Here is a 16577-nt window from a genome sequence, read left to right as displayed (position 1 = left end):
TCGCTTCATCATGCCGTGAAGCCGATAAAACGCCTCACCATACAGCTTGCCGCAAAAACAGGGGAAAGGCTCTCCGCAGGCAGGCTATTGATTTTGGCTGTGTCATAGAAAACGATTGATGCTTTATTTCCTTGAAAATCCAAAGAAATAACCAAGAAAATCCCCCAATCACAGAGCCCGCCAGCGGAAAATTTGGAGAAAAAGCATATATTTTCAGTATATTGCTGAAACAAAACGACCATGTACCATGACAGAGCCTTGATTTTTTCCTGAAGTTCCAAAGGGATATCCGGCAGAACGGTTCATGATGGAGCCAGCCGAAGCAAAAAGAAAACGGCTGTCTTTTCACCGGGTTGCAGAGATGAAACTGCCACATCCCATGACAGGGCCACGGGAAAAGATGCCGCAGCCCCACCATGTCGTGAAGAAGCGGACACATCCTGCGGGGCCTGCATCGCATCAAGCCCCGTCCGCCGCGTTCCCGGAAACGGACGGCTGCGGCAAGGGGCGCCCTCTTTCGGGATTCCAAGAGTCACAGCGAAAAAGGAATCCCCATAAGCAGCTTGAGATCGTGTTCGGATTGGAAGGCGTTCCGGTATGTGCCCCAGCTCGGCTGGGCCGTACCGTTGCGGTATTCGGTGTAATGCAGTTTGACGAAAGCCCCTTCAAGCGGGCCGCCGGGCTTCACGTAAGCAAGGTCGAAGGTGAAAGCCCACTCCTTGAGATGTTCCGCCGTACCATAGCCCCTGCCGTCGAAGCCCAGCGCCGTACCCGCGCCCGCTGAAAACCCGGCTATGGGGAGCAGGTCGTCGAGCGTGCGCATTACGCCGAAATAAGCGGCCTTTTCGTTGTCGGCGTTCCAGTCCGAACGGGCGTCCCACCACACGTCGAACGCGCCGCTGGAACTGCCGTTGCGGTCGGTCAGGCGGTAGGAGAATTGCCCCTGGCTCTGCGGCCCGGACATGGGGGCGCGGGCGTAGGTTCCCTCCAGCCGGAAAGTCCACGGCGGGGCCTCGTATTTCCCGAACAGATAGTGGAGTGAGGCGAGGCCGTCGAAATTGTCGTTCTCGCCCTTTCCCGAATCGTCGCTGTCGTCCATGAAATAGGCATGGTAACCAACGGTAAGGGGGCCCGCGCCGCCCCCTGTCCGATAGCTGCCCTTGAAGTGGGCGTTGCGCAAATGGTTTTTGGATGCGCCGCAGCCGAGTTCAAGCGTCAGGCCGCCTTCAAAGGCGTACCGCGCCCCGGCGCTCCACAGCCACGGCACGGACGTTTCGCCGTCGTTCCTGCGGAAGCGGTTCATGTTGGCGAACCACGGGGATTTGTATTCGTCGGCCCACGCCGCCGCCAGCGACAGCCGCCCAAAGTCGGCCCCGGCGTTCACGCCCCGGTACGTGCCCGGCATGATGGACCAGTTGACCCCAAGCACGCCCGGCCCCGTGGGTTGGAACCATCCCGCCTTGGCCCATGCGGGGCCGGCCTTGGCCTTGAGCGCGGCCTTGTATACGGATACGCCGTCGTCGGTGCGGCGCTTGCCCCAGTCGGGATGCCACGGGTCGCCCCACGGCTCAAAGCCCATTTCGTGATCCACTGCGCCCTTGTTCATGACATCGTGCGAGCCGAATACGCCGAAATCAAACCCAAGCCAGCCGCCCGCAAACCCGGAGACGAAATCCGCGTTCGCCTGTACCGAGGCGTGGTTGAGGTTCGTCCCGTACCGGCCTTTGTCCACGTCGTAGCGCCTGCGGTCGCGCCGGAAGAAATACAGGCCGCCCGAAACCTCCGCTTCGTCGAAAAACCGCGTCCCGGTGCGGAAAGCTTCCCGTGAGTCGAGCCCCTGCGTTTCGGGCGCGAGATCGTCGTTCGCCCCGGCGGGGACGGCGCTCAGGGCAGCCAGCAGCACGCACGCAACCGCGGCGATCCCAAGGCGCAGGCGCGGCAGGGTTCGGGCCGCCCCGATGTTCCGGGCGTCCGAAAAGGCGGGGCTGAAGGGCATCCAAACAGAAAAGTATGGCGGGAGAAACATCCGGCGAAACCAAAGCATTATGGGCGGGACGTACCCGGCCGGGCGAAACAAAAACTTGAAGGAACACTTGAAGGTTCGCGCCTTCCGCGTCCATTCCGCTTTCATTGCGGGCGCGCAGGGGGGCATGGCTTTGGATTGCCCCACCAGCATCGGGTTCGCCCACAGGATGCCCCCCTGAAACACACGCCGTTTCAAGCTGGCCTTACGCACCGTTCCCGCCGTTCGTCTTTTGGATGAACCGGAGGCAGTCGGAAGGCAGGAGCGACTTGCTGTACAGGTAGCCTTGGAACACGTCGCAGCCGAGTTCGTGGAGGAGTGCGGCCTGCTCCTCGTTTTCAACGAATTCCGCCACGCTGAGCATGTTCCGCGCCCGGCAGAGGCGGGTGATCGAAGCCACGATGTCCGAACAGATTGAGTTCGTGCCCACCTCCCGGCTGATCGCGCCGTCGATCTTGACCACACTGACGGGGAATTGCTTCAAATATTTGAGGGAGCTGTGCCCCATCCCAAAATCGTCGATGGCTACGGGGAATCCCGCCTCGTAGACGCGGGAAAGGATATGGCTTTCCGGCGTATCGGAACCCAACGCGCTCGACTCCGTAACCTCCACCTCCATCAGGGACGGCGGCAAACCGTAACGGGCCGCGATGTCAAGAAGCCGTTTCGGAAAAGATCGCTCCAACTGGAGGGCCGACACGTTGACCGCCATTGAGAGATCCGTAATTCCGGCGTCGAGCCAGCTCTTGCGCACCTGACAGGCCCTCTCGAAGACCCACAGCCCGATGGGCCGGATAAGCCCGGAATCCTCGGCCAGCGCCACGGTAATGGGGGCCGGGATCAAACCATAGGAGGGGTGCTTCCAGCGGATAAGCGATTCCACGCCTACAACCCTGCCGGTTCGGGAACAGATCTGCGGCTGGAATTCGAGGAACAGCCCTTCGCCGTGCCGATAGTCGTACTCAAGATCCGTAATCAGGCTCCGGGCAAGGGAACCCGCATCGTCATTATGGTCAAGGCAGCGCCGGGAAGCGTCCGCCGTGGCGCAGGAGCGGCGGAGCAGGCTCCTAAAGGCGTCGTTGATCTGCTTTACCTTGATTTTATTTAAAATAATGACAAAGGGCGCGTAGATGAGCACACCCACCGCAAGGTTCGCCAATTGCAGCGCCGAGCCCCTCAGGGAGCCCGTGGACAGGTAGCCGTTGAGCAGGATGGGGGTCGTCCACTCCGTGGCTACGTTGGTTCCCGGAACCAGTCCCACGGCAACCGCGACGTAGCTGATCGTCGCCAGCAGGACGGGCGTACACAGGAACGGGATCAGCATGAGCGGGTTGAGCACGATGGGCAGGCCGAACAGCAGCACTTCATTGATGTTGAACAGGCCCGGCACAAGCGAAAAAATCCCGATTTTCCGGCTGGCCTGCGTCTTGCCGAAGAGGATCAGCGCCCCGGCGAGGCTGATGCCCGTCCCTGCCCCGCCCATGAATACGAAGGTATCCATGAACGTCTTGGTCATGATGTGCGGCAAGGGCTCCCCGGCGGCGGCCGCCATCTCGTTGGCGAGCATGGCCGCGCCGTAAATATCGTGGGTGATCGGGTCGAGGACGTTGGAACCGTGGATCCCCGCGAACCAAAGCGCGTGGAGCGAAAGGATATACAGCATCCCCCGGCCGAGCCCTTCCCCGATGGCGTCAAAAGGCATCCTGATAATCTGATATACGGCCTCATGCAGGGACATGCCCACGAACGCCTGCATACCCGCGCCAACCCCCGCGAACACGAGCACGGTCAGCATGCCGGGAAGGAAGGCGTTGAAGGCCTGCGGGATGGCGATGTCTGGCGTCCCGCCGGGCAAGTGGAGGTGCAGCCGCTTCATGGAAAAGAAGCGCAAAAACAGCCGGGTAGCGAGCACACCGACGAGGATGGCCACAAACAGCCCGGCAACGCCGAGCCACCGCCGGTTAAGCGCCGCCCCGTCCTGCTGAAGCAGGCAAAAGAAGGCTGTAAAGGCCACAAGCCCCGCGATGACCGGATTGGCCCGCAGAACCGGATGGTCATGGTTGAACTGATCCGTCAGATGGTGGCCTATGGAAAAAACCATGATGAGGGACATCACGGAAAAGGTGGCGTCTTTCAGGATTTGCCCAAACATCCGCCATTCAGGGCCGAACTGCCGGAACATGAAGTCCCTGTAGGCATCCAACGGGAAGCTGATCAGCAGTTCGGCAAGGGAACCGAGGAACATGAGCGGCAGGGTGACGATAAGCGCGGATCGTATCGCCGCCAGAGTGGGCCAGCCGGAAACGGCTTCCGCCATCGGCAGCAAAAATTGTTCAATGACGCTATGTATTTTTCGCAACTGAGATGTCATGTTTCCTCCCGTACGCGCTCCTCGGCCGGAGCAGGCTCGAAAATGGCAGAGGGATGCGTACGGATCCGGTTCGTTGCCGGAAAAGGAATCCGGCGGTATGCTCCCGCATCTTCATGAGCATAGGATGTCATAATGCACCACTCCCGGCAAGCGGGAGCCGCTTTGCATATGCCCATTCCGAGGCAGGAGGCGCGGGGCATCCGTTTCCCGAAGGCTGTGTTATAAAAAATGATTGATGCTTTTTTCCTTGAAGCGCCAAAGGGATAACCGGGAAAATGCCTTGGCCGTGGATCCCGCCAAGGGAAAAACCGGAGAAAAAGGCTGTATTTTCACCATACTGTGGAGATGAAACAACCACATACTGTAACAGAGCCTTCCCGAAAGAAAGGATTGCCGGAACGTTCCACCGGATAGGCGTCGTTATGGACAGCGGGGAACAAAAGGCGTCCCCGCCGGCGGCACGCGGCGGACAGCCTGTGCAGAAGTGGACAGCCTGCGCAGAAATGGCGGGGCCATATCCCCAAACCTATAGAGGCTGCGCCGCCTTTTCCTTTTCACGGCGCTGCATTATACTGAAAAAGCCGTGACATTCCGGCACCGGCGCATCCCGGATGCAAAGCGTCCGCACACGGAGAAACGACATGCCATCCGTATTGATAGTCGAAGATCACGCCCTGTTCCGCAGCGGCCTGAAACAGCTCATCGGCATCGAGCCCGGCCTGACGGTCGCGGGCGAGGCAGGGGACGGGCTCGCGGGCATCCGGCTCGCGCAGTCGCTCCGGCCCGATCTCATCTTGTTGGATATTTCCATGCCCGAACTCAGCGGCGTGGAGGCCATCCCCCGTATCCGCGAGGTCGCTCCGGAAGCGCGCATCCTCATCGTTTCCATGCACGCCACAGCCGGGCACGTACGCGCGGCCCTGAAAGCCGGAGCCGACGGCTACCTGCTCAAAACGGCGGACGAGGACGAATTCCTCGTCGCCATCAGGGCCCTGCTCAAGGGGAGGAAGTACATCAGCACTGAGCTCACCGGATCCATGATCATTTCGTACGTGGACGGCAACGCCGAAGCCGCCTCGAAAGCCGATTCCCTGACGCCAAAGGAAAAAATGGTGCTGAAACTTGTCGCCGAGGGCAACAGCAACAAAGACATCGCCGCCAAGCTCAACCTCTCCGTCAAGACCATCGACACCCACCGCACCAGCTTTATGAAAAAGCTCGATCTGCATAATGTCCGTGAAGTTACGCGCTTCGCTATGCAGAACGGGCTGGTGGGGGACGGCATTGACTGAACGCCTCCGCAGCGCGGACGCCCGCCCCGCCGTCCTACGCCTTTCGGCGGCCCCTCCGCCCCTCCCGGAACGGGGCGCCCCGCCCGCACGGGCCATACATTCGCACTTCACGTCTTTCGGAGTTCGGATCAGTGGACGCCTCGCCCGCACAGGCCATGCATGTCTGGCGGCCTTCTTGTCCGCGGCCCTGCTCCTTCTCGCCCTGTCCGCCGCGGCCCCAGCCTCCGCCTCCCCGGAAGACAACAGCCTCATTGTGGCGCTGGAACGGTTCCCGGACGGCTTCAACCCCGCCGTAGCCAGCGGCAGCCTGACCAGCCAAATCGGGGCGCAGCTGTTCGCCGGGCTGGTCCGTATTGGAAAGGACGGCCCCATCCCCTACCTTGCGGAATCGTGGGACATCGATCCCCAAGCCAGACGGTTCCGGTTTCATCTCCGCAAAGGCGCTACCTTCCATGACGGCACCCCGATCACAGCCAATGACGTGGCCTTTTCCATCCGCGCGGCGCAGCGGCACCATCCTTTCCGCTCCATGCTCGAAGCCGTGGACAAGGCCGTCCCGGTGGACGCCCTGACGCTTGATCTGGAAACGTCCATCCCACAGCCCGCCCTGCTCAAGTGTTTCATCCCCGCACTGGTCCCTATCCTGCCCGCCCATATCTACGGAGACGGCACGCCCATCGACACCCATCCCGCCAACCTGCGGGCCGTGGGTTCCGGCCCGTTCCGCCTTGCCTCGCTGGAAGAAGGGAAAACCATCGTCCTCGAACGCTACAAGGGCTTTTTCCTCCCCGGCAAGCCGCGCCTCGACCGGATCATCTTCCGCGTCTATTGGGACCAAAACGAAATCCCGCTTGCGATCATGCAGGGTGAGGCCGACCTCTACGCCTTCTCTTCCCTGTCGGATGAAGAACGCATTTTCCGATCCAATCCGGCCATTGAAGTCACGCGGGAGGAGTTTTCCCTCCTCCATCCCTTTGCCCTGCTGACCTTCAACGTGCGCAACCCGATTTTCCGCTCGCCCGAAGTCCGCAAAGCCCTCGCCATGAGCATCGACAACAAGGCGCTGGCCCAATCCGTGCCCGGCGGCGTCCAGCCCATGTACGGCCCCATCCCGCCCGGATCGGCATGGCATTCGCCCGTGTCCACGCCCTACAATCCCGATGAGGCCAACCGTATCCTCGACCGTGCGGGCTATCCGCGCGACGAAAACGGCATCCGCTTCACCGTGGAAATCGATTATGAACCTTCCGCCCAGTTTTCTTTGTCTATCCTCAAGTACCTGCAAAGCCAGTTCATCAGGACTATCGGCGTCTACTTTCGGATACGCACGGCGGAAGGCCCGGATTCATGGGCGAACCGCGTCACAAGCGGCGCGTTCGACGTGACGATGGACGAGCTGTACGGCTGGCACGATCCCGCCATCGGCATTGAACGCATCTACGCGACCAACACAACGCCGATCCTGTGGTCGAACATGAGCCATTACAGCAACCCTGAAGTGGACGCCCTTTTCCGCGCCGCCTCCGCCGAAAAGGATCCGGAAAGACGCAAGGCGCTGTACGCCGGACTTCAGGAGCGCCTTTCCCGCGAACACGTCGCCCTCTGGCTCTGCACCATCCCCTACGCCACGATCCGCAACCGCAACGTCCTGCACGTCGCGGATCAGCCTTTCGGCGTCCTTTCCCCATTGGACGAAGCCTGCTGGAAACGCCCATGAGCCTCATGAACAAGAGCATCGCCTCCCGCATCGCCCTGTTGCTTGGGCTGTTCTGCCTCGTGCTGTGCGCGTTCCTCATCTCGCTGCTCCAGCTCCTCAAAATGCTGTCCGAAGAAGCGGACGAAACCGTCAACGTCGCGTTGCCCAACATGGCCATCGCTTCCTACATCAGCAAGGAAAGCGAGTGGGCGAAAGGCATCCTTCACGACAGCATCCTGTGCCGCGACCGTTTCGTCCACCTTGGAGTCGTACAGGAAATCGAGGCCCGGCGTTTTCCCGGAAACGTGCTGGAAAGCCTCGAAGCCCTTGCCGTCGATCCGGGGATCAAAGAAAAGATAAAGAATAACTTGAATGAATTGAAAAGCATCCTTGCGGATACGAACCGGGCCGTCGCCCAACGCATCGACAATCTGCGCAACACGGAACGGCTCGTCAAGCGCATCCGCACCCTCAATGCGGACTTGCCCCAGTTTGAACGGGAGTTGTCCGCCTCAGGCATGAAGCCGGGCGATCCGGGCTTCAACGCCTGGAAGACCGCCTATTCCGATCTGCTCACCGCCATGCTCCTGCTGTCCATGCACCATGACCGGCCCTATTCCCTGCGCCTCAAAAGCGAAATCCGCACCGACGCCAAACGGCTGCTGCGCTCGGCGGAGTCCAGCCCCTTTTCCGGGCGCCTGAAAAAACTCTCCAGCGATGCGGCTGCGATGGCCCTCGCGGAAGACGGCCTTCTTGCGCTGTATGAGGAATACACGGCGCTGGAAAGCACGCTGGATGCCCTCAAGATCACTCATCAATATACCTCAAACAGCCTTATCGAATCGGCTAACGCCGTTTCGCAACAGGCATGGACGAGCATTCAGGCATCAAAAAAGACACTCGCGGAACGCTACGCGGTCATCGTTGCCACTGTGGGGGTGACCTTCTTCCTTGCCGTATTCCTCGCACTGTTTATCTACCGCTCCATCGTCCGCAACGTGGTGGACCCCATCAAGCGGCTGAACCGCTGCATGCTTGACCGGGTGAACCGCATCCCTACGCCATTCCCCGAATCCGTGCGCTACGAACTGGCGGAAATGACCTCCTCGGTACGGTACTTTACTTCGGAGATTGAGAAGCACGAGCGGGAATTGCTCCATTCCCACGAAAATCTGGAAAAGCAGGTTGCCGAGCGCACATGCGAACTCAAGGCGCTTTCGGAAAAGCTCCTCATGGCGCAGGAGAGCGAACGCTTCAAGCTTGCCTCCGAGTTGCACGACAACATCGGGGCCACGCTCGGCGCAATCAAGTTCGGCATTGAGCGTTCCCTGCGCTCCGTGCGTTCCCTGCCCGGACACGAACTCCAGCCGGACATCTGCGACACGCTTTCAACCTCGGTTTCATTGGTCAAGAAGCTGGCGACCCATCTCCGGCGCATCCAGAACGAGCTCCGCCCGCCTCAGCTTGAGCTTGGGCTTGAGGCCACCATCGCGGACTTCTGCGAAGAATATGAACGTGTTTTCGCGCACATGCCCATCGAGCTTTCCATTGCGCCCGACGAGGAGAAGCTGCCGCCGAATCTGCCCATCGTAATCTTCCGCATCATTCAGGAAGCCCTCAGCAACATCGTCAAGCACAGCGGGGCAACCCGCGCCTCCGTTTCCCTCGGCATGGACGGCGACGCCCTCCGGCTCGTCATCAGTGACGACGGCAAGGGGTTTTCAGTCGCGGAGAAACTCGCCGACGTAAGCGTAAAGTCCGGCCTTGGCCTCAAGAGCCTCCGCGAGCGGGCACAGCTCAGTTCCGGCGTTTTGACCATCGATTCGGAGCCCGGTAAGGGAACCGTCATCACCGTGGTTTGGGACGCCGCCGCGCTGCGCGGGTAGTGTGCCTCCGGCTGCAAGGGGCGCTGCCCCTTGACCCCGCTGGGGGGAATGATTCCCCCCAGCCCCCCTCAGGGCGCCCTTGTCCGGCACGGGCCAACCGCTCCGCTCTCCGGCCCGTGCCGGACAAGGGCTCTCCGATTGTGTCGGAAGTGTCGGTTGCACGGGGAAGGGAAGAGGCTTCAACTGATGCTTGAAGGGTTAAGGGAGTGAAAGGATGGGTTCTTTCCCATGCGCCATGTTCTCGCCATCAGCCGAGGCGTTTTTTCTGCACTTCATCAGCCGCACGGCAAGCGCCCGGATGTAGAGGGAAAAGCATCCGGGCGTTTGCCGTGTAGGGATTTTGTATTTTCTTGGCTGTGTTATAGAAAATGGTTGATGCTTTTTTCCTTGAAGTTCCAAAGGGATAACCGGCAAAATACCCTGGCCGTGGTTCCCGCCAAGGGGAAAACCGGAGAAAAAGGCTGTATTTTCACCACACTGTGGAGATGAAACAACCACATACTATAACAGGCCATTTTCTTATGCCGTCAATAAAGAGGCAGGCCCGCCGTCAAGGATTCGATAACGTCAAAACCTTTTCAAATGGAGGGGGGGAGGAAAATCCTTCCTGAAGTTTTCCTCCCTTTCCAATGCGGGCCTAGGCCTTAGCCCCCTTCGGGCCTGAACGGAGCGCGCGCCCCTTGCGGTAGATGAGGATAGCGACGCAGCACCCAAGAAGGCTGATGCCGGCGAGGAAGTAGAAGATGACCGAGTAGCCCTGATTGCCGTACACGTCGAGCCAGTGGCCGAACAGGGGCGGGAACAGGCCGTCGGGCAGGTAACCGAGGAGGCTGATCACGCTGACGGCAATGCCGGTGTACTGGGGCGGGATACTGACTTCTTCCATGCAGGCGAACATGGTCGTGTAGATAACGAGCCCGAAGAAGCTGAACATCATGGTGAGCAGGATGATCACGGCGTTTGACGTGCCCTTGGGCAGGGAGAGGATGACGAACAGCATGCCGATGATGATCACGAAGCAGATGGCAAGGATCTTTGCGGCGGAGCCCATCTTGTCGGAAATATAGCCACTGAAGGGCCCTGTCAGGACGCGCAGGCCAAAGGCGCGGATGGTTCCGAGCACGGCGCCGAAAGCGATGGACGCGCCGAGGACGTTGGTGGTGTACGGGGTCATGTAGGTGATGCCGATGTACATGCCGTAGCCGCAGAAGATCAGGACGACCATCATCCACACGGCGGGGAGCTTCATGACCGTCACCGCGCTCTTGAAGGGGTTTTCCTTCGGTGCGGGGACATCGTTGTTGTACGGGGTCTTGTCCTCGACGAAGAAGCCGACGGCGATGGCGGCCAAGGCACAGAACGCCGACTGTCCGAGGAGCATGAGGTGGAAGCCTTCGATGTTGCTCGAACCGCTGGAGTAGATCCAGGCGCCCACGAACCCGATGATGGACGAGAAGATGCCGGTGGTACCGTAGAACGTGCCGAACATGCGGCCCTGTTCCTCACTGCTGCCGGTGTCGCGGATAGCCTTGATCAGCGTGGGCCACTGGATCGTGTTTGCGGCAATGGCGAGCAGCGCCCAGATGAGCTGTGCCGCGCCGTAGGAGGTATGGAAAGCAAAGTAGGCGTTCAGGCCGCACATCATGATCAACGAAAGGAGCAGGAGCTTCTTTGGGGAACCACGATCCGCGAGCACGCCGCCGGGGATATACAGGGCCATGCTGACCGCGGTGAAAATAGTCATGAGCAGGCCGAGTTCATTGTTGCTGGCTTGGGTCGCCTCGCGGAACACGTCGTAAAACTTGATCTGCACATACGGCAGGGCCATGGACGACGAGAAGGTGATGCCGAGCGCGAACAGGCGCATATACTTGAGTAAATTCGACATGATAGGCTCCTGTGTGGGTTAGGCGCGGTATACGGTCTTGCCGCCGACGATGGTCTGCATAACCTGCACGTCCAAGAGGTCGTCAGGGGCCGTTTCCAGCGGATTTTGGGACAGGATGACGAGGTCGGCGAGATAGCCTTCCCGGATGCTCCCCTTCACCGTTTCGCCGAACATCGAATACGCGGCGTTTACAGTCCATGCACGCAGGGCGTCGTAAACGGAAATACGCTGATCCTCACCGAGGATCTTCCCGCTCTTGGTACGGCGGGCGGTTGCGGCGTACATGCTGAGGATGGGATCAAGGGGCGTCACCGGGAGGTCGGTATGGAGGCAAAACGGCATATCCCGCTTCTTGGCGCTGGCGACCGGATCCATGCGCAGCGCACGTTCGCCGATGAACATGTCACGGTGCAGATCGCCCCATACATGCACGTGCCCGACAAAAAAGTTGGCAATGATGCCGAGCTTCGCCATGCGGTCAAGCTGTTCCTCTGACGCCATCTGGCAATGGATGAGCATATGCCGGGCGTCCGGGCGGGGATAGGCCGCCTGTGCCTTCTCAATGGCGTTGATGGCTTCTTCGATGGCGTTGTCGCCGTTGGTATGGATGGCAATCTGGCACCCGCCCCGGTGATAGCGCTCCACACGGGCTTGTAAGTCTTCAGGGGTATGGTGAAGGAGGCCCTTCTCATCGGTGCCGAGGTAGGGTTCCTTGACGCTGGCGGTACGGCCCTGAATGGAGCCGTCGAGCAGCAGCTTGATGGAGCCAAGCTGAAGGCTTTCCGAACCGAAACCTGTCACCAGCCCGCCTTCCATGAAGGGGATGTACCCGTAATCCATGATCACGAGGTAAAGGCGCAGGTTGAGGCCGCCTTCCTTTTCCAGCTCATGGAAGGCCCGGAGGATCTGCCATTGGTTGCCCATGTAGCCGATGGAGCCGTCCCCGATGCTGCATACGCCCTTGGCGTTGGCGGCGGCGATGCCTTTGCGGAATGCGCCCTTGTATTCCTCAATGGTGTACTTGGGGATGGCGCTCAAGGCGAGGTTGTACGCCTGCCCGATGAGCAGGCCGCTCGGCAGGCCGTCCGCGCCGAGGTGGATTTCGCCCTGCCCGCCTTCGGGGATCGGCGTATCCGCATGGATGTTGCAGAGCTCCAGCGCCTTTGTATTGACATAGGCGAGGTGCCCGCTGCCGTGCATGACGAAGACCGGATGGTCGGCGCAGGCGGCATCAATATCCGCACGCTCCAGATGCCGCATCTCGGCGACCATACTGTCGTTGTAGCCGTACCCGATGACCCATTCGCCTGCCTTTTTGGTCTTGGCGTTCTCGCGGATCATGTCCTGAAGCTCGGCGATGTCCTTGATATGGTAGCAGGTGAACTGGAGGAATTCGCATTCCGCCCAGTCGGTGACGTGTGCGTGGGACTCGATGAAGCCGGGGATAAGGGTCTTACCCTCAAGGTCAATACGTTCGGTGTCGTCCGTGATCTGGCTGAACACGTCGTCACGGTTCCCGATTGCGGCAATCCTGTCGCCAATGGTATACACGGCCTCAACCGTATGCCCTTCGGCCTGCATGGTCAGGATAGTTCCGTTGTAGAATACCTTTCTGTCCATTGTTCGCTCCTCGTGGCGTGCCCGGACGGCACGTTCTTTTTTCCACATAATGATGTTCTAACGGAGCGGCGGCATGGAAGGTATCAGGGGTTTTCCTGAAAGCGGCCTCGAAAATCCCCTAGGGGCCGTCTCTAAAGAGTTTATTGCAGCCAAATGAGGCATACGGCGAGTATGACAGCCGCTTTAAACGTTACGGCAAGTTGATCATATCGAGCAGCAACCCTGCGGAATGATTTTAGCTTGGCAAAGAAACATTCAACAAGATGACGTTCTTTATACGCATGTGCGTGGCACTCTCGTTAGATCAGTCTGCCAGGCATGCGAGGAATGGCCGCTTCATGGTTTCGGTGTTCCGCCGACGCGAGCAGTTTATTGGCATCATGAGCCCTGTCCACAAGGAGCTTGTCTGCCGGTAAGTCCTCCATCAAGCTACACGCAGGAACAATGCCGTTTACATTGCCTGCGGTGAGATGAATGCGCAAAGGGCTGCCAAGGGTATCTACTACGGCGTGAGTCCTGGATTGTGTCGTTAATTATATAATATATTGAAATTATTAAACTATTTTTAAGTTACAAAAAATATTTTTGATAATATCAAATAATTATATATCAAATACCGACACGACCTAGTGGTTAATCCGCCTTTACTGCGGCCACTCTCCTTGATTGAACCGTCTCCTTTTGCGCCTGTTTGGTGTAGCCTAATAGAGGCAGCATCAATAATAATGGATTCAGGATCTGCGTTTACGGACAACATCTTAAGGATGTTATCCCAGACCTCAAGTTGAACCCATTTAAGGAAGCGTTTATGTACCGTTTTCCAAGGCCCGGACTCCAGATGTAAGTCCCGCCAAGGCGCTCCTGTTTTCATGATCCACAGAATGGCGTTGAACATCAGGCGGCTATCCTTACGCTTCCGGCCTCTGTTTTCAGTACTGCCCTTTGCCAGTATAGGCCGGATTATAGCCCACTTTTCATCTGTGATGTCGTGTCTGCCCATACAAAACAGTAAAACGCTAACACGATGAAAATGCAGTTTTTTTAGAGACAGTACCTAGCTCGGTAGTAAGAAAAATACTATTATCCTGTTATCGAATAAAATTTTGAGTAATGAGAAAGAAAAAATAACTATACTTCGTTAGTAGAAAAAGTAACAATAAAGATAGAAAAATAGGCATAGGCATAAAAAAATTTAATGGCTATATATCATAGCATGAAACTCAAAATTAAAGAATCATTATAAAACTTTTTGGAATAATTGGAAGCCCACGAAAACATAACAATACTGGCAAACTCTTAGAACAGGTAGTATCAGGTGCTCAGCTCAAAGGGGCAAAAACTAAACTTATCCACTTGCGGGAGCTGCGGTATACAACAGGCTGTGCCATTTGCTTTGCCTGTAAGCACATGGAGGGTATCCTACGGGGATGTATCCTCAGGGGTGACTTGCGGGCTATGCTGGATAAAGCTCACGAAGCGGATATTTTTATCAATTTACCTATATAGTATCAATGTTGGTCGCCACGGCAAAAAGAGGCAAATTAGACCCGATGCAGTATCCTTTGCTTCAACATTTTCTTCTTTCCCGAAAAAGGCTTCGCACAACATACTCAGACTAACGAAAGCCCGCAGGGTAAAGGCAATTCAGTGCTCCCATCGCTCGATAAAATGTCGACGCTGAGACCGAGCCCCCCTGTTACCGACATAATAGCCTGAAACAGACCAAAGGCCAGAGGCATACGCAACAACTGGGAAAAACTGGTTTTAACCAAGGTGATGCCCGCCGCAATGGATACGGCAAGTGCATCTATGGCAAGAGTTACAGCCAAAGCAAGAAGTTCAAGGAACGGCACGGAATGACTCCAATGTATCGAGTAAGATGCGGCACTCCTTTTCGTATGACTGTGTCATAGGAAACGGTTGATGCTTTCTTTCTTGAAATTCCAAAGGAGTAACCAATAAAATGCTCCAATCAAGGAATCCGTCAGCGGAAAAAATGGGAGAAAAAGCCTCTATTTTCAGCATACTGCTGAAATAAAACAACCACATGTTATGACAGGGCCTTTTGTGCCAAGCTCACAGACAGGCAAGTTTGCGAACCATGTTAAGCAGGTGAAATTGTCCGTGCGCGATGGGACTCCGTAGGTTGAGCTGTGAGGGGACTGACAAAACACTGTCCGTGCGCGGCGGGACTCTCGGCTGCGGCCTCACCGTATCCGTAATCTTGAGGCGATTCTCCTACAGGCACGACTCCATGATCGCCTCCAAGGCCGAACGCCGCCCACGAAAAAGCCCCGGCTTGGGGTAAAGCCGGGGCCTGCCGCCGTTCAGGCGCGCATGTCCGAGGGGTTACTTCTTGACAGGGCCGTAGCCGGGGGCGGGCTTGTATTCCATGAGCTTGTACCAGTCGGGGCATCCGGCGGCGAGCTTGCCCTGCGGCTTCAGATCCTTGCCTGCGAATGCGGGGAAGTCCTTGCCGTAGCGGTAGGCGCGGTGCACCTGATTTTCGGGGGCGTCGTCGCGCTTCACGCAGTAAGGCTTGTCATCCACGGAAATGGGATTGACGTATTCCCAGACGATCTGCTTGTCGGGAGTGACTTCAAAGAGGTGCCCGTTGTTGGTAGAGGTCACCAGCCAGTTGCCGTTGGGCAGCTTCTGGGCGGAGGACTGGAAGTCGGAGTAGAAGCTGTTGTGATCCTTGGTCTGATACTGCCACACCACCTGATTGGTGGCGGGGTTGATCTCCATCACCGTGCTGCGGTTGGCGCTGGGGCGGTGCGTGCCGTTGTTAAAGATGGAGAGGTTGCCGTTGGGCAGCCATTCCACATCGTGGGAGCCGAACAGAATTTGATCGCCGTCGTCATGATAGCCGGACGGAGCCTTGCCCATGCCATAGGCGGCGGGGTTGCCGAAACGCCAGACGATCTTCTTGGTCTTGCGGTCGATGATGTAGATTTCCCCGAAGTCGCGCGAGTTGACGGCGTACTGGTCGGTCTTGGGGTTGTAGCGGACGGAATTCCAGTGCGTCCAGTCGGCGCGGGCGAAATAGCCCATGCTCAGGGGCAGATGCCAGTTGATATCAATCTGATCGGGGCCGGTGCCGATGTGATCCCACACATGCCATTCCCATGCGATTTCCCCCTTGGGCGTCACCTCAATGATCGCATCGGGCCAGATGCCTTGAAGAGGCTGCCCGTCGGGGCCTTGTCCGGGCGCGGCCATACCGTTGCGGCTGAGGGCGGGGTCCTTGGGATCGCGGCCCTTGGCGAGGGCTTCGTCGTAGGTCTTGTTTTCCCAGATCAGGATGGCGGTGTTGCCGTTGGGCAGACGGTCGAAGCCGTGATGGGCGATCTGCCTCGAGTTGCTGACCTTGTATTCCCAAACTACCTTGCCGTCCCACGTATATTCGCGGAGCAGACCGTACCAGCCGCCGAAGTTCACCGGGCTTCCGGCGATCTTTTCAGCGCGCAGGAGATTGCCGTTGGGCAGCAGTTCCGCGTAGAAGGCGGCGTTGTCGTGTTTCCATGTGTGGACGACGTTTCCTTCCATGTCGATGAGATAAGTGGTCTTGCTGCCGGGATTCGGAACCTTGTCCACAATCCACGAGGATACCTTGGTGTGGGGCGTGAACAGCGTATAGCCATCGTAGGCTTTCGCCTTGTCGTAGGACAGCAGGCCGAGCGGGCCGTTGATGGCCTCGTAGGCGTTCGCCGGGGCCCAAAGCAGGAACAGGGACAACAGGGCCGTAGCCAGTGAGGTGAGCTTGCACATACCGTTTTCTCCTCTCCCCCTCCCTAGGGG

General features: G+C 58.2%; 15 protein-coding genes. 6 read left to right on the top strand and 9 right to left on the bottom strand.

Annotation, left to right across the window (positions count from 1 at the left end):
- Positions 1-8 precede the first annotated feature (8 nt).
- Entirely contained in the window at positions 9-242 is a 234-nt protein-coding gene (locus tag ACZM8Y_RS05815; RefSeq protein ID WP_487480131.1) for a hypothetical protein, read from the bottom strand.
- 290 nt (positions 243-532) lie between these two features.
- Complete coding sequence (locus ACZM8Y_RS05810; protein WP_482332774.1) at positions 533-1996, bottom strand: OprD family outer membrane porin; 1464 nt, start codon at positions 1994-1996, stop codon at positions 533-535.
- 85 nt (positions 1997-2081) lie between these two features.
- Here ACZM8Y_RS05810 and ACZM8Y_RS05805 point away from each other — a divergent pair, with 85 nt between their 5' ends.
- Positions 2082-2204: a hypothetical protein gene (locus ACZM8Y_RS05805; protein ID WP_487480130.1), complete on the top strand. Its 123-nt coding sequence runs from the start codon at positions 2082-2084 to the stop codon at positions 2202-2204.
- 24 nt (positions 2205-2228) lie between these two features.
- Here the strand turns inward: ACZM8Y_RS05805 and ACZM8Y_RS05800 are convergent, their stop codons facing one another.
- Positions 2229-4394: an EAL domain-containing protein gene (locus tag ACZM8Y_RS05800; protein WP_482332770.1), complete on the bottom strand. Its 2166-nt coding sequence runs from the start codon at positions 4392-4394 to the stop codon at positions 2229-2231.
- A 641-nt stretch (positions 4395-5035) separates the two neighbouring features.
- On the opposite strand from ACZM8Y_RS05800, the gene ACZM8Y_RS05795 reads away from it, so the two are divergent.
- From ACZM8Y_RS05795 to ACZM8Y_RS05785, 3 genes are read left to right on the top strand one after another with little or no spacing between them, the layout of a single operon-like run.
- Positions 5036-5686, top strand: coding sequence for a response regulator (locus tag ACZM8Y_RS05795; RefSeq protein WP_337432367.1), 651 nt, complete (start codon positions 5036-5038; stop codon positions 5684-5686).
- Positions 5679-7403 (top strand): ABC transporter substrate-binding protein, encoded by a 1725-nt coding sequence (locus tag ACZM8Y_RS05790; RefSeq protein WP_482332762.1) that lies wholly within the window; start codon positions 5679-5681, stop codon positions 7401-7403. Before ACZM8Y_RS05795 ends, ACZM8Y_RS05790 begins: the two co-directional genes overlap by 8 nt.
- Complete coding sequence (locus ACZM8Y_RS05785) at positions 7400-9268, top strand: ATP-binding protein (RefSeq protein ID WP_479858704.1); 1869 nt, start codon at positions 7400-7402, stop codon at positions 9266-9268. Before ACZM8Y_RS05790 ends, ACZM8Y_RS05785 begins: the two co-directional genes overlap by 4 nt.
- Positions 9269-9466: 198 nt before the next feature.
- Here the strand turns inward: ACZM8Y_RS05785 and ACZM8Y_RS05780 are convergent, their stop codons facing one another.
- The 4 genes from ACZM8Y_RS05780 to ACZM8Y_RS05765 all read right to left on the bottom strand — a co-directional run bounded on the left by ACZM8Y_RS05780 (position 9467) and on the right by ACZM8Y_RS05765 (position 13776).
- Positions 9467-9766: a hypothetical protein gene (locus ACZM8Y_RS05780; RefSeq protein ID WP_489501656.1), complete on the bottom strand. Its 300-nt coding sequence runs from the start codon at positions 9764-9766 to the stop codon at positions 9467-9469.
- A 139-nt stretch (positions 9767-9905) separates the two neighbouring features.
- The gene (locus tag ACZM8Y_RS05775; RefSeq protein ID WP_479858706.1) at positions 9906-11156 is read right to left on the bottom strand and encodes an MFS transporter; all 1251 of its coding nucleotides are present in this window, start codon (positions 11154-11156) and stop codon (positions 9906-9908) included.
- 18 nt (positions 11157-11174) lie between these two features.
- Positions 11175-12776, bottom strand: coding sequence for an amidohydrolase (locus tag ACZM8Y_RS05770; RefSeq protein WP_479858707.1), 1602 nt, complete (start codon positions 12774-12776; stop codon positions 11175-11177).
- A gap of 565 nt (positions 12777-13341) precedes the next feature.
- A complete protein-coding gene (locus ACZM8Y_RS05765; protein WP_482333133.1) occupies positions 13342-13776 on the bottom strand; it encodes an IS5 family transposase in 435 nt (144 codons plus the stop codon).
- Positions 13777-14009: 233 nt separating this feature from the next.
- On the opposite strand from ACZM8Y_RS05765, the gene ACZM8Y_RS05760 reads away from it, so the two are divergent.
- The gene (locus ACZM8Y_RS05760) at positions 14010-14282 is read left to right on the top strand and encodes a flavodoxin family protein (protein WP_489501663.1); all 273 of its coding nucleotides are present in this window, start codon (positions 14010-14012) and stop codon (positions 14280-14282) included.
- Between the two features lie 104 nt (positions 14283-14386).
- Here the strand turns inward: ACZM8Y_RS05760 and ACZM8Y_RS05755 are convergent, their stop codons facing one another.
- The gene (locus ACZM8Y_RS05755; RefSeq protein WP_479858709.1) at positions 14387-14629 is read right to left on the bottom strand and encodes an MntP/YtaF family protein; all 243 of its coding nucleotides are present in this window, start codon (positions 14627-14629) and stop codon (positions 14387-14389) included.
- 326 nt (positions 14630-14955) lie between these two features.
- Here ACZM8Y_RS05755 and ACZM8Y_RS05750 point away from each other — a divergent pair, with 326 nt between their 5' ends.
- Positions 14956-15084, top strand: coding sequence for a hypothetical protein (locus ACZM8Y_RS05750; RefSeq protein WP_489501654.1), 129 nt, complete (start codon positions 14956-14958; stop codon positions 15082-15084).
- 41 nt (positions 15085-15125) lie between these two features.
- Here the strand turns inward: ACZM8Y_RS05750 and ACZM8Y_RS05745 are convergent, their stop codons facing one another.
- A complete protein-coding gene (locus tag ACZM8Y_RS05745; RefSeq protein WP_482333136.1) occupies positions 15126-16547 on the bottom strand; it encodes an aryl-sulfate sulfotransferase in 1422 nt (473 codons plus the stop codon).
- Positions 16548-16577: the final 30 nt, after the last annotated feature.

The sequence above is a fragment of the Bilophila sp. genome (genome assembly GCF_057864385.1).
The sequence above is the reverse complement of the archived record's forward strand: the minus strand, read 5'-3'. Positions and strand labels throughout refer to the sequence as shown.

Bases quoted from the DNA above. Each gene is read 5' to 3' on its own strand.
- ACZM8Y_RS05815 (WP_487480131.1), bottom strand. From the start codon at position 242: ATGGTCGTTTTGTTTCAGCAATATACTGAAAATATATGCTTTTTCTCC.
- ACZM8Y_RS05810 (WP_482332774.1), bottom strand. From the start codon at position 1,996: ATGCCCTTCAGCCCCGCCTTTTCGGACGCCCGGAACATCGGGGCGGCC.
- ACZM8Y_RS05800 (WP_482332770.1), bottom strand. From the start codon at position 4,394: ATGACATCTCAGTTGCGAAAAATACATAGCGTCATTGAACAATTTTTG.
- ACZM8Y_RS05795 (WP_337432367.1), top strand. From the start codon at position 5,036: ATGCCATCCGTATTGATAGTCGAAGATCACGCCCTGTTCCGCAGCGGC.
- ACZM8Y_RS05785 (WP_479858704.1), top strand. From the start codon at position 7,400: ATGAGCCTCATGAACAAGAGCATCGCCTCCCGCATCGCCCTGTTGCTT.
- ACZM8Y_RS05775 (WP_479858706.1), bottom strand. From the start codon at position 11,156: ATGTCGAATTTACTCAAGTATATGCGCCTGTTCGCGCTCGGCATCACC.
- ACZM8Y_RS05770 (WP_479858707.1), bottom strand. From the start codon at position 12,776: ATGGACAGAAAGGTATTCTACAACGGAACTATCCTGACCATGCAGGCC.
- ACZM8Y_RS05765 (WP_482333133.1), bottom strand. From the start codon at position 13,776: ATGGGCAGACACGACATCACAGATGAAAAGTGGGCTATAATCCGGCCT.
- ACZM8Y_RS05745 (WP_482333136.1), bottom strand. From the start codon at position 16,547: ATGTGCAAGCTCACCTCACTGGCTACGGCCCTGTTGTCCCTGTTCCTG.